The organism is Luteolibacter luteus, from assembly GCF_012913485.1.
Lineage (GTDB): Bacteria > Verrucomicrobiota > Verrucomicrobiia > Verrucomicrobiales > Akkermansiaceae > Haloferula > Haloferula lutea.
In genome coordinates, this window is sequence record NZ_CP051774.1 from 864,364 (window position 1) to 883,806 (window position 19,443).

Below are 19,443 nucleotides of genomic sequence, written 5' to 3' on the forward strand. Positions count from 1 at the left end.
GAAATGCGGCTTTATCGCTTCATCCCCCTGCTCCTCGCGCTCGCCACCCTTTCCTGTCGGGAGAAGGTGCGAACGAGTCCCCCGTCATCCGGAACACAGCCATCCTCAGCTCCCGCCGCATTTCCTCCAGTCCCGCCACTAAAAGTCGCCAGTATCGACATACAGCGACTCTTCAAGGGCTATTACCGGACTGAGGAGATCCAGAAGGAGTTGAACGTGGAGCAAGTGGCCATCAAGGGCGAGAGCGATGCCCGGCTCGAAACCTTGCGGTCCATCGAAACGGAGCTCCAAAACTCTGCGAGGCAACTCGCCGATCCCGCGCTGGCCGGATCCGTGAAGGAGAAGGTTGCCCAAGACCGCGCCCTACGCCGCGAGGAAGCCATCGCCTTGGAGCGCGCGCGACGTGAATTTATCGACATCAAGGGGAAACAGATCAACGAGAAGGCAGCCGCCCAAATGAGGGGGATCGTCGCGGAGATCCGGAAAAGCATCGAGGACATGGCCCGGCAGGAGGATTACGACTATGTTTTCGACAGGTCCGGCCTAACCACCTCGCAGGTGCCCTTCTTCCTCTTCAGCACGGAAAGCACGGATCTCACGGCGGCCATGCTGGAGAAGCTCAACCGCGATCACTCCATGCAAACGAAGACTGGAGAAGCCACACCGGATCCGCTAGAAGGCAAAGATTGATGGAGGAGGAGATCGTCACGCTCACCCGCGACATGATCGCGTGCAAGGAAGAGGCCTGGTGCCGCTTCCACGAGCGCTACTATCCCCTCTTGTTGGCCCAGGCGATCGCCCGAGGCATTCCTGCTGCGGATGCGCCGGATATCGTCCAAGGCGTCTATCTGCGCGTGCTCCGCCATGGAAAAGCCTTTCGCGACAGCGGAAATCTGGAGGCATGGCTCGCCTGCCTGACTCGCTGCGAGACGATCGATGCCGTCCGTCGTTCAAAGCGGCGCAGTTGGCTTGGAGAGCGCTTCCAGCAATGGCAAGAGGCGAGACGAGACGTTCATGCCGCGGATATCACGGATCTTGATCAAGCGCTAGAGAGCCTCGACGACAGCGAGCGCCGGCTTCTCTCCCGTCACTATCTCGAAGGCTGGTCCCAAGAGGAGATCGCCTCCGAGCAATCCACTAGCACCAAGGCCGTGGAGTCCAAGCTAGCCCGACTTCGGCGCAGACTTCGCGGTGAACTGGAGAACCTCAACACCTGTAAATCATGACAAGCCGCGACCACACCGCCGACCGGGTCTGGGAGCAGACCCTGCAACAGATCCGCAGCACCCGCGCCCGGCGCAGGCTGCGCCGCACCGCGCTCACCGCCGGTGCCACGGCCGCCCTCGCGTGCGCCGGGCTTTTGTTCCCCGCAGGCAGACCTTCCGCCGTTCAGCCGCCGGAAATCGTCCTTCGTGTCGACCCGCCCACCGAAGCAGGGAGGGCAACGCTCGTCGCCTTGATCTGGCGTGATGGCCATCCGGCCTTGGAGCAACTGGATCCCGATGAGCTGGGCTACCCGGACATCCCCTTCAGCCTGGAGCCCGTGCTGGCCTACTCGGACGCCCGGTGGGACGCGTTTTGAACCTGTCATCGCCCTTTTGGATGGAAAGAATCCCTCGCCTCCGAACGTTGGTGCGGCGTATTGCTTTATTCATGATGAAACGCCGCTCGCTCTTCACGATGGTTCCTGCCGCTTCGGCCCTGCTCGCCCTGCGCTCGAATGGCAAGCCGATCCCCCAAGACGCGCTCACCGCCGCCGGGTTCACGATCTCCGTCCAGTGCTGGTCCTTCAAGGAATTCACCCTCTGGGAAGCGATCGCCATGGCTGCGGCCGCAGGTGCTTCCGCCGTGGAAGTCTTCCCGGGTCAGAAGATCGGCGGCGATCTGGGCGACAATAAGCTCGATCCCTCCCTTTCCGACGAGGATATCACGAAGCTGCTGGCCTATGCGAAGGAGCAAGGTATCACTCCCGTGAATTTCGGCGTCACCGGCATCTCGAAAGATGAAGCCGAAGCCCGCAAGACCTTCGAATTCGCCAAGAAGATGGGCCTCTACGGTGTCACCACCGAGTCCCTTGATGCCCTCGATACCCTTGAGAAGCTGGCGAAGGAATACGATATCAAGGTTTGCTTCCACAATCACCCGAAGCCCTCTTCCCTCTGGGACCCGGACAAGATCTGGGACGCGATCAAGGACCGCCACGAAAACATCGGCTACTGCGCCGACCTCGGTCACTGGGCCACCTCCGGCCTCGATCCGCTGGAGGTGATCAAGAAGGTTGCCCCGCGCGTGCGATCCTTCCACATGAAGGACCGCGAGGCCGTGGGCAAGTGGACCCATGACCGTCCTTTCGGCACCGGCGTCATCGACAACGCCGCGATCCTCGACGAGGTCCGCAAGCACGGCTTCGCCGGCAACGTGACGATTGAATACGAGCACAACTGGAAGACCAACATCACGGAAGTCGCCCAGTGCGTCGGCTATCTTCGCGGCTACTCGAAGATCAAGGCCTGATCGGTTCCTTCCTCACCATCTCCCTTTTCCGAAGAGGCGGCCCGTGAAAGCGGGTCGCCTTTTTGCTGTGGCAGGATGGAGTTTCGGCTGAACGTGAGAGCCGGTCATTCCTGCCACCCTGTTTCGCAGTTCGATCAGCGATCCGTCGGCTCGTGAGCTCCATGAAAGCCCCATTCCCTATCGTCTTTCTCCACCCTCGCGCCGGGGAGCTTTGACTGGAGGCGCTTCACGGCTTCCATCGATACGTTCGGGCAACCGCCGAGCTGCACCCATCGCAGACGAGGCATCCTCGCGATATGATCCAATCCGCGATCGGTGATGCCGCTGCAGCCCCGCAGATCGAGTTCGGTGAGGCCCTTCATCCCCCGCAGCTCGGTCAAGCCGGCATCCGAGATCCCCGGGCAGGCCATCAGGCTCAGCCGCGTCACGGAATCCATCTTCGCCACATGCCGCAGGCCCGCATTGGTGATGCCCTCGCAGTACCCCAGATCCAGATTCACCAGTTGAGGCAAGGGCACTCGACTCAAGAACAGGAGGCCCTTGTCCGTGATCTTCGCTTCCTCCACCGCGTAGCCATCCGAGAAGAACAGCATCCGCGTGTCAGGACGTGCCACCAACGCCGGGATGTCCTCATCCGCCAAGCCACGGACTTGGAGATCCACGTGGCGTCGCGACACGCGATCGATGTCCTCCTTCGAGTTCAGGCTCGGAGGATAGTAGCCACAGCCAGCGGGCGACAGAAGGCCTAACAGGCACGCCGCGATGAGACGGCGTCCATACGGATATGCGGGCATCATGTGAATCCGGCCAGCCTCGCCGAGATCCGGCGTCCGCCAAGATCGAAACCACGGGAGCGCAGCCTTACTACTTCTCCTTCTCCCACACCCGAGCGCGCAGCGCTTCGCCCGCGGCACGGGCTTCCGCCTCCTTCTTGCTCTTACCCTTGCCCACGGCGAGGATCAGGCCTTTCCAAGAGACCTCAGCTTGGAAGACCTTGCGGTGATCCGGACCGCTTTCGCCTAGAATGCGGTAGTTCGGAGCCTGAGGAGAAATCGCCTGCAGGCACTCCTGGAGCTCTCCTTTCGGATTCCGCTCTTCCGGGCTGCCGGCCAGCGCTTCGATCTCGGATTGGAAAAGACGCAGCACCAGATCTCTGGCACCGGTGTAGCCGCTATCCAGATAAACGGCGCCGATCAGCGCTTCGAACCCATCCGCCAGAGTCGACATACGGCGGCGGCCACCGGTGGCCTCCTCCCCCTTTCCTAACAGCACGTAGCTGCCAAGGTCGATGGTGAGGGCGAAGCGCGCCAAGGCACGGCGGGAGACAAGCTGGGAGCGGAGCTTGGTAAGACGTCCTTCGGGGAAATCCGGGAACATCTTGTAGAGATCTTCTGTCAGAATGAGCTGCAACACGGCATCGCCGAGGAACTCCAGACGCTGGTTGTCGAAATGGGGCCGTTGAGATTCGTAGGCGAGACTCGGATGGGTCATCGCTTCTGCAAGGAGAAGCGAATTGCGAAACTTGTATCCGAGGCGACTCTCGAGGCTTTCCATGACAAGGAGCCGCTTACTTCCGCCTCCTCCGACCGGAACCGCCGAGGTTCCCGAAGAAAGAGGTGGGGTGACCGACGGGACTCGAACCCGCAACAACCAGAATCACAATCTGGGGCTCTACCATTGAACTACGGCCACCATTTTAACGGCGGGCGGGAGAACTAAGGCATCGGTGCCCTCTTGCAAAGGCAAAAATACCATGAGTGCGGAAGATCCTCGCGGGATTGCCATTTCTCCGGAAGAAGAACCCCTAACGAATCACCCCATGGACGAGGATCCCCACCGCATCCCGATCACGAACGAATTGGATCTCCACACCTTCCGGCCCTCTGAAATCGGGGATCTGCTGCCGGAATACTTCGCCGAGTGCCAGCAGGCGGGATTCCGCGGGGTCCGCGTGATCCATGGCAAGGGCACCGGCGCCCTGCGCGAGGGCGTGCATGCCCTCCTGCGTAGAATGCCGGAGGTGGAGGAGTTCCACTACCCCGCGGCCGAGGGCAGCTGGGGAGCCACTTGGGTGATCCTCAAGCCGCCCGCGCCAGAATCCACATGAGATCGGAGAGGCGGTTGAAGTAGAGCCGCAGGACCTGCGGGACCTCTTCCCCACCCTCGTGCAGCTTCAGCACGGTGCGCTCGCAGCGTCGCGCGGCGGTCCTCGCGAAATCGAGACCCGCTCTCGCCAAGGAATGATCGGCCCCGGGCCGCGCCCAGCCTTTGAAGGTGATGCCCCGTTTCTCGAAGTCCCGCGCCGTCGCCACCACCCAATCGAGGTCTTCCTGCCCCACCGAGGAAAAGCCGGCTTTCTCGTAGCGGGCCTCATCTCCCGGCTGGCAGGCGAACTGGCCCATCAAGCCGATCAATTGGTCCTGCACCCGGTCGATGATCTCTTCCACTTCCCCGGAAGCCCCCGCTGCCCGGGCAAGGCCGAGCGCCGCATTTAGTTCATCCACGCAGCCCAGCACTTCCACTCGCAGGGAAGTCTTCGAAATCCGGCGACCAAAGAGCAGGTCGGTTTCTCCTTCGTCGCCGCGGCCCGTGATGATGCTCATGGGGGTGGAAGAAATCACTTCGATTGATGATTGGAAGATTGATGATTGGTGATTTCTTCCCCGCATGCTCCTCGCGCGACTGAACGACGGTCCGGAAATCTTCTTCACCCTGCAGGGCGAAGGCGTTTCCGCCGGCCTGCCTGCAGTCTTCGTAAGGGCATCCCGCTGCAATCTCCACTGCCGCTGGTGCGACACGGATCATACCTGGAACTTCGAGGGCACCCCGTGGCCCCACGAAAAGGATGCCGATCCTGCCTATCGGAAGCACAAGAAGGAGGACGTCACCATCGAAGCGAATCCCGCGGATATCGTGGCGCAGGTGGCTGCATTCCCCTGCCGCCGGGTAGTCCTCACCGGTGGGGAGCCGCTGCTCCAGCAGGAGGCTTGGCTGGAGCTGATCGAGGGGCTCCGGGCGATCGACCCCGCCTATATTTTCGAAGTGGAAACCAATGGGACAAAGGCTCCCACTCCGGAATTTCGGGCTGCGGTGAACCAATTCAATGTTTCACCGAAACTGGCAAATTCCGGGATGGAGGCGCGGCTGCGGACTGTCCCGGCAGTGATCGAGGGCTTCGTGGCAGACCCCAAGGCTTGGTTCAAGTTCGTCTCCTGCGGCCCGGAGGATGTGGCGGAGATCCTTGATTTCACGACGAAATTCGCAATCCCGCCGCAGCGGGTGCTGGTCATGCCAGAGGGCCGCACCGCGGCCGAATTGGACCGCCATGCTCCGGACGTGGTGGCCTGTTGCCTGCTTTACGGCTGGCGATTCTGCGACCGGCTCCATGTCCGCCTGTGGGGCGACCGCCGTGGCGTCTGAAATCCCGCGCAACTTTTGCCTCGCAAGCCGGTTACTCGCTCCAGAAACTGCTCTCCTTCTCCACCATGAAGCGCGACGACTCCTCCGCGGATTTTGAAAGGGACCCCGTCTGGGAACTCCTCCGGGAAAGCGCTGCCCAGCGCCCGGGCCCGAATTTCGCCTCGAATGTCGTCCGAGCCGCGCGCTTGGAAACCCAGGCAAAGCCATGGTGGTCGCGCTTCCTCATTCCCGCCTCCCTCGGCGGGGTGCTCGCCGGTGCCACCGCGCTGGTGATGGTGACGCTCGCCCTGAAGACGAATCCGGGTGGTACGGCCACTCCGATCCCCGGTCAACCGGCCGTGGATTCCTCCTTGGCCGATCTTCAGGATGATTATGAGACCGAGGTCTTCCTCGCCGCTGCCGAGCACCTTGGTGACTATAGCGATGAGGAGCTGGTCTCGATGATCGGTTTCTGAGCGATCGAGCGGGACACGCACGGCTGTGGCAACAGCAGTCCGCAAAAAAATGTAGCGGCGCGTCCATGACCGTCGCTGACTAGCGACACGAGCCGCATCCTTGGAGTCACGGGACCTCGCCCGGGTATCATCGGAGTGCCATCTCGCGATACGGTCTGTCCCCGCCAAAGTACGACGGTCATAGACGCGACGCTACGGCTCATCGAACCGCTACCGCCAAGATCGGCCGCCTTGCGCAGCCCCCAACTCACGAGGCGAGCGATCCCTCTTCCCGCGCCTTGATCTTCTCCGCGAACTCCGCCCACCAATCCGCACCCGGCTCGGCATAGGGACGGAAGGTTTCCGTCGCTCCCATCGCCTCATTGTAGAGCAGCGCACGATGCAGCCCGAGGCTGCTTGCCGCGGGAGAGTCGATGAGATTCGCGGAATCGTTCGCGCTCATCTGGAACACCACGCGCATCTCGAATTCAGCCATCACCTTCCGCGGCAGCCAGCGGCTCACGTTATTCCAGGTATCGACACCTGCTAACAAGTGAATGCCCTGGGCCCCGCCTTCACTGGCGAGATCCGCGAGCACCTTTGCCGGATTCGGCCCTGATGGACCGTCATCCATCGCGAAGAGGAAATCGTCCTCCTGCTTCAGTTTCTTGAAGCGCTGCAGGCCATGAATGACCACGAAGATCTCCGGGCCTTCTTTCTCACCACTGCTGCGCTGCTGGAGTTCCGTGGAAAGCTCTGCAAAGATCTCCGCGGTCGCAGCCGGACCCGCTACTCGAACCTCATGCGGTAGCAGACTCTTCAAGCGACCGGAGGTACCTTGGCTGCTCGCGGAATCCAGTACGATGAAGCGGGCGCCATCGGCAGGTTGTCCAGCCGCCAAGGAGAGCACCGCCAGAGAAAGCAGCGAGGACACCCGGTCATCCGATTGCCCCACCACCAGCAGATGACTACCGCTGCGCCTCGCAAAGGATGCCTCTGCCGGGCCCTTGATCGAATTCGGTTCACCGAGCCAAGCCTTCGTTTCCGAGGGCCGTGTGGCAGGACGGGAATCAAGCAGCTCCGCGAGTTCCATGTTCCCCGCGATTTCCGCCGGTGCATTCCCCTCGAAGACTACAGGAGCTGCCACCTTGCGCCCGCTTTCCCTAGCCATCCGCGCGATGCGATCGAGCAATTCGTTCCGCTCCTCTTCGGAAAGCCACACAGCTTGGAATGGACTGTTCGCCGCCAACGCCCCGGCATTGTCGTTGTAGATCCCCTCGCCCGGCCTCGTCAGCAGGCGCGGAGCGGGATTGTCGTCATCCATGATGAGATAGGCATCGGCCTCGTTGCACTGAAGCGCGATGCGCACAACCATCTGTCCGAGCGTCGCACGGGCCAGCGTGTAGGCGCCACCCAAGGTCTGAGATCCCAAGATCACGTGGATGCCGAAGGCGCGACCTTGGCGCACGATGCGGTCCAACAGCAGCGAGGCGGTCTGAGCCACGGCATCGTCTTCCGTGAAGAGCTCCTGGAACTCATCGATCATCAGTAGCGTCCGGGGCAAGGTTTCACCCGATGCCTTCCGGTATCCCGCAAGGTCCTGTGAGCCGTGCTTGCGGAACATCTCGCCACGACGGCGCAGCTCGTCATCGACACGATGCAGTACACTGAGACCGAACTCGCGATCGCTCTCCATGGCGACGACGCGGGCGTGAGGCAGGCGCTTCGCTCCATAGCACTTGAACTCCACGCCCTTCTTGAAGTCGACGAGGTAGAACTCCACTTCATCAGGGCTACAGTGCAGCGCCAGATTTGTGATCATCACATGGAAGAGCGTGGACTTGCCGGAGCCGGTCTTGCCGGCCACCAGCACATGCTGGCGGGTGCCTTTGCCAAGCGCCAGCCACTGGAATTTCTTCGCCCCGCTTCGACCGATCGGCACGCGCAGTTCATCACCCGTGCTGCTGGCCCACCACTCGTTTTCCGCGGGAGCGATGTTCGAAAATGGCACCTCCACCCGGTTCGAATCCACGCTGACCTGGCCAAGGCGGTGAACCAGCGCGGTCTCCAACTCACCACGCGGGGGAACGGAGGCTACGAGATGATCCGCGCCTGCCGGAAGATTCGCAACTCGATAGGCTCCATTCTCCTCGACGAGATGAATGCAGGCCCTTTCGAGAGCTTCCGCCAGCGGGCCGTCGATCGAGCCTTGCCGCGCGTCGCGATGAATTAGCAGGTAGACACCGCATCGTGCCCCGCTGGTCGCGATGCTCAGCAAGCGCTTCGCTGCCGTCTCGCTGAAAGCAGCCGGGAAACCGGAGATCACCAGAAAGCGGTGCTTCTCCGCCACCGTGCCCGCGTACTTGTTGTAATCATCCAGCGTCGCGAACTCATTCCGCAGATACATCTGGATCACCTTCTCGATGTTCTCGCTCAGCTCGGCGAGCCGCTCCTCGATCTGGGTCGTCTGCGTCCAGATCCGTCCGTTGATGAGCGTCTCCTCATAGTCGCCCAGGTGCATCAGCCCGGCGAAGTCCTTCCCCAGCCCCACCGGATCGATCAGTGTGAAGATCGCCCGTCCCGCGGGATGGGAGCTGAGCAAGCGTAGCACGATCTCATGAATCGTATCCGCCGCCTTGGAGGCATCACCATCGATCATCAGGGACGCCCGTTCCGCGAAACCGAGGGAATATGGCACCTCGAACTCCACCGGCCCGGCCAGTTGGAAAGCATCGCTTTCCGGCATGCCTCCCGCGAGAGCCGGAAGGGAGACTTGGATCCGGCCGAAGGGCACCGCTCGCTCAGCATCATCCGGCGGCGTCCATGAGGAAATCCATGATTCATCCCATGCCGGGAAACGCTCCTCCGCGAGTTCCGCCAAGCCAAGCAGCTCGCGGTGCAAGGGCACCACTTCTTCATCCCACTCGACGACCAGACGCCCAACGCCCGCCCGCAAGGCTTCATCCGCGCCCGCGATGCCACGCTGATACTCCGACTCCCGCTCCGTCTCCTCGCTCGTGCCGGCGAAGTCATTGCCTGCCACCCCGCTTTCCAAGCGCCTCGCCACACGGGTAAGGCTGCGCTTGTAAAGCGCCTCCGCCTTCGCGGGCAAACGTTCGTACTGCTCCTCGATCTTCTTTCGCCCCGCCTGCATCAGCTCCTGGGCGATTTCCTCGCTCTCCTTCAGCGTCTCGCTGATCCCGCTGCTTTGATCGGCAAGATCCTTCTTCAGGGACTTGCCGAGCGCCGCCACATGAGCCTCCGAAACCGCCGTCGCCGCAAAGCCGGCGCGCCTGGCACCTTGCAGCAATTTTGCCATCCGGCGCGCCGGAACCAAAAGCAAGATCGCTGACACCAGGTGCAAGACCACGGGAACCAGCAACGCGAGCGCCAGGGTCGACTCAATCCTCGCAAACTCGGCGGCCCGGTCTTCCGCCTGATAAATCTGATAGCCAAAATAAACCGCGATCAAAAATAGAACCAAGGTCAGCGGTACAAAGCGGAAGAACAACGCCAGCGGATTCTTCTTCAGCCCATCGATCCGTCCATACGCCTCCTCCAGCTTCTCGCGACCTTCCTCGCGCAGCGTCTCGCGGGCCTTGTTACGATCCGGTTCCGGCACGGATGCCATGCGGCCCTTCCGCAACATCATGCCGAACAAGGGACGGAAGCCACGAAGGACCTTCATGGAATCCACGGCAAGGTTCCGAACCTCATCGCCATCGGCGGCAATCTTCTCCGAGAACTCGCGATGGTCCTGACGCGCCCGCTCCCAAGCTTCCTTCGCCTCGGCGCGCACCCGCAGGGACTCGGCCTGGCGGCGGCCCACCTGGAGATCTTTTTCTTCCCGCACCCGGCGCGCAAGGTTGCCATGCGCGGATTGCGCCGCTTCCGAAATCCAAATACGGCGTTTCTCGTACTTCGCAGTCGCCCATGCTTGTTCCCGGTCGCACTCCTCGATGAGTGCCTCCTGGCGGGAGGAACGGTTCAGCGTCCCGGCTTCCCGCATCGCAGTGGACTGGCGCTTCGCGGCCAGCACGCTGGCGGCGTGCTCGCGCTTCAGTGCGGCCTCGCGTCCCGCCACGGAGGAAACGGCTTCCTGAAGCCGCTTCAGCAGGTGGCGGATCCATTCAGGATGCAGGGGATCATTCACAGTCGGCATGAATCTTGGAAAGCACGAGGTCGAGGTCTTCGATGATACGGGTAGCGCTGGCGAAAGCCTGTGGGATGGCTGCCAGGTAGTTATTCTCGAACTCCCCGGCCTTGGCGTCCCGCCAGGAGAGCTTGGTCTCTTCCCAATGCGCGAACAACTCCCGGGTGGCCTCATTCAGCAGGGCCTTGCTGGCACCCATGCTCATGGCTGGCCTCCTTTCTCCTCCCCGGAGGCAGGCCCCGCCACAGGCATCACTTCAGCGTAGTCTTGCAGGTAGCGCACCGTATTGGTCAGGCTCACCAGTCCTTGGGGCATCTGGCGGGACAAGGTGTCCTGCAGTCCCTCCAGTTGCTTTGCCAATGTCTCCACGCGGGCGTCGTAGGCCTGCCGCCAGCGTTTGATCAAGGCCAGCTTCTCCTGAGCTTCCTGGAGGGCCCTTCGCGCCTTGTTCACCGCCATTTGCTGGGCGGATTTGTCCCGCCGCCTGTCAGAAAGCCGGGCGCTGTAGAGTTCCTGCTCGGCCTGTTCGAGAGCCCTAGCCCGGCGGCGGAGTTCACCCTCCCACTTTTGGCGCTGTTCGGTTTCTAGCCAGCCGCGGGTCCGCTTCACCTCCCCGCTCACGTCGTCAAGCGCGCGCTTCGAGCGCTCCGTGAAGCGGATCAATGCCGCCCGGAACGCCTGTATGGCGTCGATCGATCCAACCCGTGCTTGCCCTTCCATGGGTGAAGTGTGGAAATGCCCTTCAGCGTTGATCGAGATACTGTTGAATGCGCTTCGCCTTCCGCAGGAGATAGGGCGTGTGCTGGTCGGAAAGCTCGATGAAGCGCTTCATCGTCTTCATCATCTGGAGGAACTCCGCGGAGAACTTCTCGTGCTCCTGATCCTGCCAGCTATCGCCCAATGCGGCAAATCGTGACATGAGCGAGGAGGTCCGCTCCTTCACCTCATTGTTGAACCGCTTCAGCTCGGCCGCAAACCGCCGCACCTCCTCCGGATCGATGATCGCTTGGGACATGATCTCATCTTCGGACGACTTTCTCGCGGGTCGAGGAATACCAGCAGCCACCCGTAAGGAAAATACCACCGCCCCGCGGATTCGTCGCCGGAAAAGCCGAATTCTTACCGACTCTTAACACGCGCCTTGGGCACCCGGGAATCCAGAGGATCTCAGAATTACAGTAAAACCCCACCCTTTGCGCCTTGATTCCAGCGACTTACCTCTTCCTCCACTGCGACCATGGATGTTCCACCAGGCAGGCATTATAGTAGCGCGGGTCGTCGGAAACCTCCTCGCCTACCCATTCCGGTTTTTCGAACTCCGATCCTTCTTCGTCGAGTTCGATCTCGGCGACGATCAGGCCGTGGTTTTCGCCAGCGAATTCATCGATTTCCCATAGGTGCCCGCCGTGACGGCGTTCGTAGCGAACCTTATCGAGCAAGGGGGGCGTGCAGAGCAGCAGGAGCTCATCCGCCTCCCCAACCGGAATCTCGTACTCGAACTCCTTCCGTGAAACGCCTTCGCTCAAACCCTTGATAGTGAGGAAGCCTTTGTCGCCTTTGATCCGAACACGGACCGTGCGCTCCTTCTCGCGGCACAGGTAGCCCTGCACAATCCGCTCACCGGGGAGCCCCTCCCGCCAAGCCTCGGACTTCACCAGGAACTTTCTTTCGATCTCGGTCGGCATATGGAGAAAGATTTCACACCCGGAGGAGGATGCAATCGAAGCTGCTCCGCAGATGCACCCTCGGTAAAATCGAGGGACGGAAAGCAGATCCACCCGGACCGACCCTCCGTCCCTCATCCCTCTTCTGTCGGAAGAACCGTTGGAAATTCCTTACGCGTCGAGTCGCAGCGCGGCCTTTTGTGCAGCGGTCTTCGCCTCGCCCTTGTTGGCCATGTCATCCGCGCTGGTGAGGCGCATGCCGACCGGCTTCGAGACACCGAACTCTTCCATCGTCACGCCGTACATCACGTCGGCGCGCGCCATGGTGCGCTTCGAGTGGGTCACGATGATGAACTGGCTGTTGTCGATGAAACGATCGAGGACCTTCACGAAGCGGTTGATGTTCGACTCGTCGAGCGGCGCATCAAGTTCGTCGAGCACGCAGAAGGGGCTCGGCTTGATCATGTAGATCGAGAAGAGCAGCGCCACCGCGGTCATCGAGCGCTCGCCACCGGAGAGCAGCGAGATGCTCTGCAGCTTCTTGCCCGGCGGCTTGGCAATCACCTCGATGCCCGATTCCAAGGGATCACTCTCGTCCACCAGCATCAGGTCGGCCTGGCCCTTCTCACCGAAGAGTTCCTTGAACATGTCCCGGAAATTGAGCTTCACCTGTGCGAAGGTCTCGGCAAAGCGGCGCTGGGTCTCTTCGTTGATCTTCTCGATCACCTCAATGAGGTTTTGCTTCGAGCTCACGAGGTCATCGTAGTTCGAACGGACCTCGTTGTAGCGTTCCTCAAGCTCCTCATATTCCTCGATGGCGTCGACGTTCACCGGGCCCATCGAATCGAGGCGACGCTTGAGATCCCCCACCGTGGCTTCCACGAAGCTCCAGTCGGGCTCACCGGTCATTTCGGTCGGCAGCTCCGGCATTTCGTCGGATCCCTTCGAAGCATCCACCACGATGATTGCCGGCTCCTCGTCCTCCGAGTCTTCGCTTTCCACAAAAGTCTGGCGACCTCCGCGGGATTGCTGGGACTTCTGCGAGGCGATGCAGGAAAGCAGCGCATGGGCGTCCGGTTCGAAAGTGGCTAGTTCCACCTGATGGCGTTCGAGAATTGCGGACACCAGGCTCTCCAGACGAAGCTCGATCTTGGTGATCGCGACTTCCTCGCGACCGCGCTGCTCGGAAGCCTTCGCATGACGGCGACGAGCTTCGGATAGCTCGCCCTCGGCCTTGTCGATCGCTTCCAGCAACTCGTTCCGGCGACCCGTGCGCGACTCGATTTCGATCCCGAGATCCTCTGCTTCCGCCTGGTGGGTCTCCACCTCTTCGGCCAGGCGGGCGTTCTCCGCCGCGGCGGATTCAATGCGCTGGACGAAGGACTCGATTTCCGTTTCGCGGCGGATGGAAAGTTCGCGGAGTTCGCTGAGGCGAGCCTCCATCGGCTGCTGCTGGGCTTCCGCTGCGTGCTTCGCTTGGCGTTCCACGGCGAGCGAGGTGCGCAACTCGTTCAGGGCTTGGGCAAGCTCGGCCTCGTCGCGTTGCGAACCTTCCACTTGCGACTGCAGACGGCGCTGGTCTTCCTCGTGCCCCTCCAGACGCTCACGGGCCATCGCGAGTTCGCTCTCCAGACCGCTACGGCTGTCATTCGCAGCCTGCTCGCGGGCATCGAGCTCACCCCGCTCCCAGCGGACATTCTCCAGCTTCGTCTGCACGCCTTCCACCTCACGACTGGCGAGCGTGAGCTGGCCTTGCAGCGTGGAAAGCTCCACCTTGTGGCGCTGGATTCGCTCGCGGCAGACCTCCATCTCTTCCTGAAGCTGGGACAACGAGGTTTCGAGATCGGTGACACGCTGGCGGGCTGCAGCTTCCGCTTCCACAAGTCCGGCCACTTCCTTCTCAAGGTCGCGGACCTCGTTCTGAAGCTCGAGCACCGACACGTTGCCTTCGCCAGCATCGCCACCGTGGATGATACCCTCTGCGCTCACTACTTCACCGGCTTGCGTGACCATCGTCACATCCGGGAAGGACGTGCGCAGGCGCATCGCCGTCGCGTAATTCGGGACGATCAGCACCTTGTCCAGCAGACGCTCGATGACTCGGGCGACACGCGGATCGGACTTCACGCGATCAAGCGCCCAGCCCACGGCACCTTCCGGCAGCGCTTCCATCTGCGTGCCCCCATTGTGACCGACAAAGGTCTCGGGCAGAATCGCTGCTTGGCCGAGACGCTTCTCGGTGAGACGGGAAATGATCGCATCGGCCAGCTTCTCATCGGAGACAAGAACGGCCTGCAGGTTTTGACCGAGTGCGGTTTCGATCGCACGGGCACAAGAGCGGTCCGCTTCGATGAAATTCGCGATCACACCGTGGATGCCCGGCTTGAAGCGCTCGGCATCGTCAAGGCCGTCGAGCACCTTGCGGGTGCCCTTCTGGAAACCTTCGCCGCTCGCAACGAGCTGGCGGACGACCTTCAGGCGCGAGTCGCGCTGGGCAAGAAGCTTGTGGGCATCGGCAGCCGCGGTTCGGGCTGCATCGAGGTCACCCCGGGTATGCTGGTAGCCGCGCTCCGCTTTCTGGAAGGCCTCTTCCAGTTCGGTCGTGCGGGCCGCATGCTCATCGAGTTCAGCGGCGATGCGATTGCGCTGCTCGCTGGTTTCCTCGATTTCGAGATTCAGGCGTTGCTCTTCATCGGCCAGCATCCGGGCGCGCTCGCGGCTGGTCTCCAGCTGGGCCAGCGAGCTTTCGATGCGGGCTTGGGTGGAAGCGATGATCGTCTGGGCGCGGTTCGCTTCGGCACGAGCTTCGCGCAGTTGGGCTTCGATCTCCTCACGGCCACCGCGGGCCATGCGGGTGCGCTCCTCCTGATCGGTGAGCTGGATCTCCTGCTCCGCGATACGGCGGGCCAGTTGTTCCAAGGCTTCGTTCGCGGCAACGACATCGAACTCCTGCTGCGCGAGCTTCTCACGGGTGGTTTCGATTTCCTCGCGGTTCTGGGAAATGCGGCCTTCCAGCTCGGCCTTGCGTTCTTCGTTGAAGGCCACCCGGCCTTGGGCTGCGGAGAGTTGGTTGCGGTGCGAGTTGAGCTGCTGCCGGAGGTCCGCGAGTTCGCCTTCGAAATTGCGGGCCGCGAGACGCGCGTCGGCCACAGCCTCTTCCTTCGGCTCCATCAGGCGCTCGAGCTCGGCCTCGGTGGCTTCGAGTGAGCGGATGGAGGTTTTCAGCTCGTCACGCTCAGCGGTGTATTCCACGAAACGCTTGTGGCCGAGGTGCGTGTCGAGGATCCGGACATCACCAGCCAGTGCCTGATAGCGGCGGGCCTTGGCGACTTGGCGCTTGAGCGAGTTCATCCGGCGCTCTTGTTCCGCCAGGACATCGGAAACGCGTAGCAAGTTCGCCTCGGTGAACTCCAGCTTGCGGAGGGCTTCCTTCTTCTCGCGCTTGTACTTCGTGATACCCGCGGCTTCTTCGAACACCGCGCGACGCTCTTCCGGCTTGGAGGAAAGGATCTGGTCGATCTGGCCCTGCGCCATGATCGAGTAGGCGGTGCGGCCGATGCCGGTGTCCATGAGCAGGTCATGGATGTCCTTCAGGCGGCAGAGCGTACCGTTGATGCGATACTCGGACTTTCCGTCCCGGAAGACGCGGCGGGTAAGGGAGACCTCGTTGTAGTCAACCTTCAGCGCTGCCTCGCAATCCGCCATCGTCATGGTCACCTCCGCCATGCCGAGCGGCTTGCGCTTCTCGGTACCATTGAAAATAACGTCCGCCATCTCACCGCCGCGCAAGGCCTTGGCCGAGGTTTCTCCCAGCACCCAGCGGATGGCATCCACCACGTTGGATTTCCCGCAGCCATTCGGGCCGACGATGCCCGTGACGCCTTGGTGGAACTCGATCTTCGTTTTGTCCGCAAAGGACTTGAAGCCGTGCATTTCCAACGATTTAAGATACATGCGACAGAAGGGGTTAGAGGTTCCGTCCGAGAGGGAATCCGGACGATTCCGATCATACCCCGAACCTCCCTCTGTAAAAGATCCGCCGAAGAGAACACCTACATCTTGTATCAAAATCGAAAAAACACCACTACCTGTGGAGTTTTGTGAACTTTAAGTTTTCCAAATCATTCTGCATGGAGCGAGGGAGAATCCACGCTTGAGTTGTCCTACAGCTTGAGATTTGCTCTCTTCCCGCCATGCCTGCCATCATGTCCGAATTTCTCACTGTTTCGCGAGCCGCCCACGACAAGTTGGTGGAAGCGGCCTACCGGAGCCGGGGCTACACGGCGGATGAAGCAGCAGAAGGCGCCAAGCTGGCAGCCGAAGCGGCACGCCACGGAATCCGCACCCATCACGCGCTTAAAGCACTCCATCTTGACCACCTCTTCGGCAGCGCGACGGGCGGTTGCGTTCCTGGTGCTGAAATCGAAGTGGTGACGAGCCGGTTCGCCGGCTCCGAAACTTGGAATGCCCATCGCAAGCTCGGTCAGAGTGTCGCCTACCGTGCGATCGAGCGCTGCATCGAGTTGGCCGACCAATACGGCATCGGCCAAGTGAGCGTGGACAATGCATTCCACTACCTGTGGGGGGGCGGCTACGTGATGGAAGCTGCGGAGCGTGGCTACATCGCCTACACGAACTGCACCTCGACGCTGGCCGAAGTGGTTCCTTTCGGGGGCAGGTTCCCCACCTTGGGCACGAATCCCCACTCTTGGGGCTTCCCGACCACCGAGGCTCTCGGCTTCCCGGTTGTGAGCGATTGGGCCACTTCCACGGTAGCCATGGGCCGGGTCCAGGCGCTGAAACGAGAAGGCAAGAGCCTCCCGCCTGGCGCCGCCGTGGACAAGGATGGCAGGCCGACCACCGATCCGAATGAAGTGGCAGCCCTGCTCCCCTTCGGCGCGCACAAGGGCTATGCCATGTGCCTCATCAACGAACTTTACGCCAGCCTGATCGGCGGCTCCTTGCCAACCCTTCGCGGTCGCTCCGCCAAGGCACCGGCGGGCGAAAAAACCACCGCCGCCTTCTACTTCCAAGTCATCCACCCGGATGCCATCAGCGGTGGGGATTTCGCCAAGGGCCGGGATCAGATGGAGAACCTCAAGGTGGTGCTGAAGGATGTCTTCGGCCATGGGAACGAAAGCTGTATCTTGCCAGGCCAGCTTGAAGCGGAAGCCCGGAAGAAGTCGGATGCTGCTGGCGGCCTCCATTTCACGGCGGCCGAGCTCAGCGAGTTCAATGAGCTAGCCGGGGAAATCGGTGCCGCTCCCTTGGAGGCGATCGATTGAGGCCCGATTCCAGCCGAATCTTTTAGGAAGCGCCCGGCATCCCCGGGCGCTTTTTGTAGGCTACAACGCCACCCGGATGCGCTCCGTGAGATCGCTGGAAGTATGGTAAGCCACGTGGTCGATCTGCCTGACCACCACTACGCCGCGAGTGGCCGAAGTAATGAAGACCTCATCCGCCGCGCCCACGTGCGCTGCTGTTAGAACCTCTTCCGCCACTTCGATCCCCAGCTCGCGGCACTTCGCGATCACCAGCGCCCGCATGGTACCGGGCAAGCACCCCGAAGACAGCGGAGGGGTATAGACCTTCCCCTGCATCACCAAGAAGACATTCGAGGTGGTGCCTTCGCAGAGTTCGGCCTTGGTATTATAGAAGAGCATCTCGTCCACTCCCTTGCGGCGGGCTTCGTCGAGAGCCACGAGATTCTCCGCATAGGAGGCACATTTGATCCCCGCCAAAGGGGAGGCCTCGTTCCGGGGAAAAGCCGCAGTCGCCAACATCACGGATTGAGGAGGCTCGGGAGCGGCGGAAGCAGTAATCCAGACTAGGGAGTTCCATCCTTGTTTCAGGTCTGACAAGTCCCCTTCCCCGGCGCTCAAGGCGATCCGCACGCGGGCCCGCCCCTGATCCAGAGCCTGCCGTTTCAAGAGACCGGAGATTGCCTCCGCGATCCGCACCGTGCCTAGATCCTGACCGCTCCATCCGAACCGCTCGGCCCCCGCCCTCATGCGCTCCAGATGCATCTCGAGCACCGCCGGTCTGCCATTGACCGCGAGCAGCGTTTCAAAAATGCCGAGCCCATGGGTGAAGCCCCGGTCCCGCGGGGAAACCGTCAGCGGCCCATCGAGGTATTCGCCATTGCACCAGATCCAGCTCACACGCGCAATCTGGCCCGGCTTCACCTCCCGCGCAAAGCCTCCATTGCGCCCAAGCTCGTCACACGCTCCATTGGCGGCAGTTGAACTACCTTTCCCATCTCTTCCTCGCGGAAAACAACGCCGCTTCCCGCACGGGCAATCTGCTCGGCGACTTCGTGACCGGGCGCCCGGAAGCGCTGAAGGATCACTTTCCCGATGCGGTCCTGAAGGGCATCGTCCGTCATCGTGCCATCGATCGCTTCACTGACTCACACCGGGTGACGGCCTGGCTTCGAGGTGCCGTGGCACCTTCACGACGGCGCTTTGCCGGGGTGATTAGCGATATCGTCCACGACTACTTCCTGACCCGCCGCTGGGCGGAGTTCTGTAGCATTCCCTTCCGCAGCTTCGTCGATGAATGCAATGCCTGCCTCCGCGAACACCTCGCGATCCTGCCGCCCGAGCTCTCCGATACCTTGGAGCAGCGCATCGAGGACGATTGGCTGGGCCACTACGGCACCGATGAGGGGCTGGACGGGGTGTTTCACCGGGTCGCCCTCCGGCATCACGGTTTCAGCCCGATCAAGGACGCGGTGCAGGACCTGAAGCAGAACCGCGAAATGTTCGAAAAAGGCTTCGAGGAGTTCTTCCCCGACCTCGTCACCTGGGTCGGGAAACTCGGACCGGAGGCGGATGCACTGATTTAGGCCTTCGACCTCCGGGAAATCCGCGCCTAGGTTCCGCGCGACACACTTCCATGCGCGCCCTGCTTTTCATCGCCGGCATCCTGCTGGCCGCTCTCGGTTTCCTCGCCTTCCAAGGATCGAAAGATCCCCTGCTGCTTCAAGGTGGCCTCACCCTCGGTGGTGGATTCGTCATCTGTGGCATCTTCAGCATCCGCGCCAAGTGGCACGGCATCGCCGGGGCCGGCCTGCTGGCCTTCCTCGGCTTCATCCGTACCGTGCCATCGGTGGTGAGCGGCGAAAAAGGCCCCGCCGCGCCCTTCATGCTGGGCGCCGCGACGATCTGCCTGGTGGTCCTGATCTCCGTGATCCAGACCTTCCGAGCCGAGCGCACACGACGCTCAATTGAAAAGCTGAAGGCGGGGGTAGAGTAAC

General features: G+C 61.7%; 20 protein-coding genes and 1 tRNA gene. 10 read left to right on the forward strand and 11 right to left on the reverse strand.

Annotation, left to right across the window (positions count from 1 at the left end; translation table 11 throughout):
- Positions 1-3: 3 nt before the first annotated feature.
- The 4 genes from HHL09_RS03390 to HHL09_RS03405 all read left to right on the forward strand — a co-directional run bounded on the left by HHL09_RS03390 (position 4) and on the right by HHL09_RS03405 (position 2,514).
- Positions 4-690, forward strand: coding sequence for an OmpH/Skp family outer membrane protein (locus tag HHL09_RS03390; RefSeq protein ID WP_169453081.1), 687 nt, complete (start codon positions 4-6; stop codon positions 688-690).
- Positions 690-1,226, forward strand: coding sequence for an RNA polymerase sigma factor (locus HHL09_RS03395; protein WP_169453082.1), 537 nt, complete (start codon positions 690-692; stop codon positions 1,224-1,226). Before HHL09_RS03390 ends, HHL09_RS03395 begins: the two co-directional genes overlap by 1 nt.
- Positions 1,223-1,582, forward strand: a complete 360-nt coding sequence (locus tag HHL09_RS03400; protein WP_169453083.1) for a hypothetical protein — start codon at positions 1,223-1,225, stop codon at positions 1,580-1,582. The genes HHL09_RS03395 and HHL09_RS03400 overlap by 4 nt, the downstream gene beginning before the upstream one ends.
- A 71-nt stretch (positions 1,583-1,653) precedes the next feature.
- Positions 1,654-2,514 (forward strand): sugar phosphate isomerase/epimerase family protein, encoded by an 861-nt coding sequence (locus HHL09_RS03405; protein WP_169453084.1) that lies wholly within the window; start codon positions 1,654-1,656, stop codon positions 2,512-2,514.
- 134 nt (positions 2,515-2,648) lie between these two features.
- On the opposite strand, the gene HHL09_RS03410 is transcribed toward HHL09_RS03405, so the two are convergent.
- The 3 genes from HHL09_RS03410 to HHL09_RS03420 all read right to left on the reverse strand — a co-directional run bounded on the left by HHL09_RS03410 (position 2,649) and on the right by HHL09_RS03420 (position 4,206).
- A complete protein-coding gene (locus tag HHL09_RS03410) occupies positions 2,649-3,311 on the reverse strand; it encodes a leucine-rich repeat domain-containing protein (RefSeq protein WP_169453085.1) in 663 nt (220 codons plus the stop codon).
- 67 nt (positions 3,312-3,378) lie between these two features.
- Complete coding sequence (rnc, locus tag HHL09_RS03415; RefSeq protein WP_169453086.1) at positions 3,379-4,068, reverse strand: ribonuclease III; 690 nt, start codon at positions 4,066-4,068, stop codon at positions 3,379-3,381.
- Between the two features lie 63 nt (positions 4,069-4,131).
- Positions 4,132-4,206, reverse strand: a tRNA-His gene (locus tag HHL09_RS03420).
- Positions 4,207-4,333: 127 nt separating this feature from the next.
- On the opposite strand from HHL09_RS03420, the gene HHL09_RS03425 reads away from it, so the two are divergent.
- Positions 4,334-4,621, forward strand: a complete 288-nt coding sequence (locus HHL09_RS03425; RefSeq protein WP_169453087.1) for a Smr/MutS family protein — start codon at positions 4,334-4,336, stop codon at positions 4,619-4,621.
- On the opposite strand, the gene HHL09_RS03430 is transcribed toward HHL09_RS03425, so the two are convergent.
- Positions 4,593-5,117, reverse strand: a complete 525-nt coding sequence (locus HHL09_RS03430) for a cob(I)yrinic acid a,c-diamide adenosyltransferase (RefSeq protein WP_169453088.1) — start codon at positions 5,115-5,117, stop codon at positions 4,593-4,595. The two genes, HHL09_RS03425 and HHL09_RS03430, sit on opposite strands and share 29 nt — an antisense overlap.
- Positions 5,118-5,181: 64 nt before the next feature.
- On the opposite strand from HHL09_RS03430, the gene HHL09_RS03435 reads away from it, so the two are divergent.
- Both HHL09_RS03435 and HHL09_RS03440 read left to right on the forward strand, forming a co-directional pair.
- Positions 5,182-5,934, forward strand: coding sequence for a 7-carboxy-7-deazaguanine synthase QueE (locus HHL09_RS03435; RefSeq protein ID WP_169453089.1), 753 nt, complete (start codon positions 5,182-5,184; stop codon positions 5,932-5,934).
- 65 nt (positions 5,935-5,999) lie between these two features.
- Positions 6,000-6,389 (forward strand): hypothetical protein, encoded by a 390-nt coding sequence (locus tag HHL09_RS03440; RefSeq protein WP_169453090.1) that lies wholly within the window; start codon positions 6,000-6,002, stop codon positions 6,387-6,389.
- Between the two features lie 247 nt (positions 6,390-6,636).
- Here HHL09_RS03440 and HHL09_RS03445 read toward each other — a convergent pair whose 3' ends face one another.
- The 6 genes from HHL09_RS03445 to smc form a co-directional block, all read right to left on the reverse strand.
- Positions 6,637-10,530, reverse strand: coding sequence for an FtsK/SpoIIIE domain-containing protein (locus HHL09_RS03445; protein ID WP_169453091.1), 3,894 nt, complete (start codon positions 10,528-10,530; stop codon positions 6,637-6,639).
- The gene (locus HHL09_RS03450) at positions 10,514-10,726 is read right to left on the reverse strand and encodes a hypothetical protein (protein ID WP_169453092.1); all 213 of its coding nucleotides are present in this window, start codon (positions 10,724-10,726) and stop codon (positions 10,514-10,516) included. The genes HHL09_RS03445 and HHL09_RS03450 overlap by 17 nt, the downstream gene beginning before the upstream one ends.
- A complete protein-coding gene (locus tag HHL09_RS03455) occupies positions 10,723-11,241 on the reverse strand; it encodes a hypothetical protein (protein ID WP_169453093.1) in 519 nt (172 codons plus the stop codon). Before HHL09_RS03455 ends, HHL09_RS03450 begins: the two co-directional genes overlap by 4 nt.
- A gap of 22 nt (positions 11,242-11,263) precedes the next feature.
- Complete coding sequence (locus HHL09_RS03460; protein WP_169453094.1) at positions 11,264-11,536, reverse strand: WXG100 family type VII secretion target; 273 nt, start codon at positions 11,534-11,536, stop codon at positions 11,264-11,266.
- Positions 11,537-11,735: 199 nt separating this feature from the next.
- Positions 11,736-12,206, reverse strand: a complete 471-nt coding sequence (locus tag HHL09_RS03465; RefSeq protein WP_169453095.1) for a CYTH domain-containing protein — start codon at positions 12,204-12,206, stop codon at positions 11,736-11,738.
- A 150-nt stretch (positions 12,207-12,356) separates the two neighbouring features.
- Positions 12,357-16,139: a chromosome segregation protein SMC gene (gene smc, locus HHL09_RS03470; RefSeq protein ID WP_169453096.1), complete on the reverse strand. Its 3,783-nt coding sequence runs from the start codon at positions 16,137-16,139 to the stop codon at positions 12,357-12,359.
- Between the two features lie 251 nt (positions 16,140-16,390).
- On the opposite strand from smc, the gene HHL09_RS03475 reads away from it, so the two are divergent.
- Positions 16,391-17,470, forward strand: a complete 1,080-nt coding sequence (locus HHL09_RS03475; protein ID WP_169453097.1) for an Ldh family oxidoreductase — start codon at positions 16,391-16,393, stop codon at positions 17,468-17,470.
- A gap of 60 nt (positions 17,471-17,530) precedes the next feature.
- On the opposite strand, the gene HHL09_RS03480 is transcribed toward HHL09_RS03475, so the two are convergent.
- Positions 17,531-18,346: an aminotransferase class IV gene (locus HHL09_RS03480; RefSeq protein WP_169453098.1), complete on the reverse strand. Its 816-nt coding sequence runs from the start codon at positions 18,344-18,346 to the stop codon at positions 17,531-17,533.
- An 80-nt stretch (positions 18,347-18,426) separates the two neighbouring features.
- On the opposite strand from HHL09_RS03480, the gene HHL09_RS03485 reads away from it, so the two are divergent.
- A complete protein-coding gene (locus HHL09_RS03485; protein WP_169453099.1) occupies positions 18,427-19,032 on the forward strand; it encodes an acyl carrier protein phosphodiesterase in 606 nt (201 codons plus the stop codon).
- A 50-nt stretch (positions 19,033-19,082) separates the two neighbouring features.
- Positions 19,083-19,442, forward strand: coding sequence for a hypothetical protein (locus HHL09_RS03490; protein ID WP_169453100.1), 360 nt, complete (start codon positions 19,083-19,085; stop codon positions 19,440-19,442).
- Position 19,443 lies beyond the last annotated feature (1 nt).

What these genes read in the sequence shown, in the direction of transcription:
- HHL09_RS03390 (WP_169453081.1), top strand. Translation starts at nt 4, where the DNA reads ATGCGGCTTTATCGCTTCATCCCCCTGCTCCTCGCGCTCGCCACCCTT.
- HHL09_RS03395 (WP_169453082.1), top strand. Translation starts at nt 690, where the DNA reads ATGGAGGAGGAGATCGTCACGCTCACCCGCGACATGATCGCGTGCAAG.
- HHL09_RS03400 (WP_169453083.1), top strand. Translation starts at nt 1,223, where the DNA reads ATGACAAGCCGCGACCACACCGCCGACCGGGTCTGGGAGCAGACCCTG.
- HHL09_RS03405 (WP_169453084.1), top strand. Translation starts at nt 1,654, where the DNA reads ATGATGAAACGCCGCTCGCTCTTCACGATGGTTCCTGCCGCTTCGGCC.
- HHL09_RS03410 (WP_169453085.1), bottom strand. Translation starts at nt 3,311, where the DNA reads ATGATGCCCGCATATCCGTATGGACGCCGTCTCATCGCGGCGTGCCTG.
- rnc (WP_169453086.1), bottom strand. Translation starts at nt 4,068, where the DNA reads ATGGAAAGCCTCGAGAGTCGCCTCGGATACAAGTTTCGCAATTCGCTT.
- HHL09_RS03425 (WP_169453087.1), top strand. Translation starts at nt 4,334, where the DNA reads ATGGACGAGGATCCCCACCGCATCCCGATCACGAACGAATTGGATCTC.
- HHL09_RS03430 (WP_169453088.1), bottom strand. Translation starts at nt 5,117, where the DNA reads ATGAGCATCATCACGGGCCGCGGCGACGAAGGAGAAACCGACCTGCTC.
- HHL09_RS03435 (WP_169453089.1), top strand. Translation starts at nt 5,182, where the DNA reads ATGCTCCTCGCGCGACTGAACGACGGTCCGGAAATCTTCTTCACCCTG.
- HHL09_RS03440 (WP_169453090.1), top strand. Translation starts at nt 6,000, where the DNA reads ATGAAGCGCGACGACTCCTCCGCGGATTTTGAAAGGGACCCCGTCTGG.
- HHL09_RS03445 (WP_169453091.1), bottom strand. Translation starts at nt 10,530, where the DNA reads ATGCCGACTGTGAATGATCCCCTGCATCCTGAATGGATCCGCCACCTG.
- HHL09_RS03450 (WP_169453092.1), bottom strand. Translation starts at nt 10,726, where the DNA reads ATGAGCATGGGTGCCAGCAAGGCCCTGCTGAATGAGGCCACCCGGGAG.
- HHL09_RS03455 (WP_169453093.1), bottom strand. Translation starts at nt 11,241, where the DNA reads ATGGAAGGGCAAGCACGGGTTGGATCGATCGACGCCATACAGGCGTTC.
- HHL09_RS03460 (WP_169453094.1), bottom strand. Translation starts at nt 11,536, where the DNA reads ATGTCCCAAGCGATCATCGATCCGGAGGAGGTGCGGCGGTTTGCGGCC.
- HHL09_RS03465 (WP_169453095.1), bottom strand. Translation starts at nt 12,206, where the DNA reads ATGCCGACCGAGATCGAAAGAAAGTTCCTGGTGAAGTCCGAGGCTTGG.
- smc (WP_169453096.1), bottom strand. Translation starts at nt 16,139, where the DNA reads ATGTATCTTAAATCGTTGGAAATGCACGGCTTCAAGTCCTTTGCGGAC.
- HHL09_RS03475 (WP_169453097.1), top strand. Translation starts at nt 16,391, where the DNA reads ATGTCCGAATTTCTCACTGTTTCGCGAGCCGCCCACGACAAGTTGGTG.
- HHL09_RS03490 (WP_169453100.1), top strand. Translation starts at nt 19,083, where the DNA reads ATGCGCGCCCTGCTTTTCATCGCCGGCATCCTGCTGGCCGCTCTCGGT.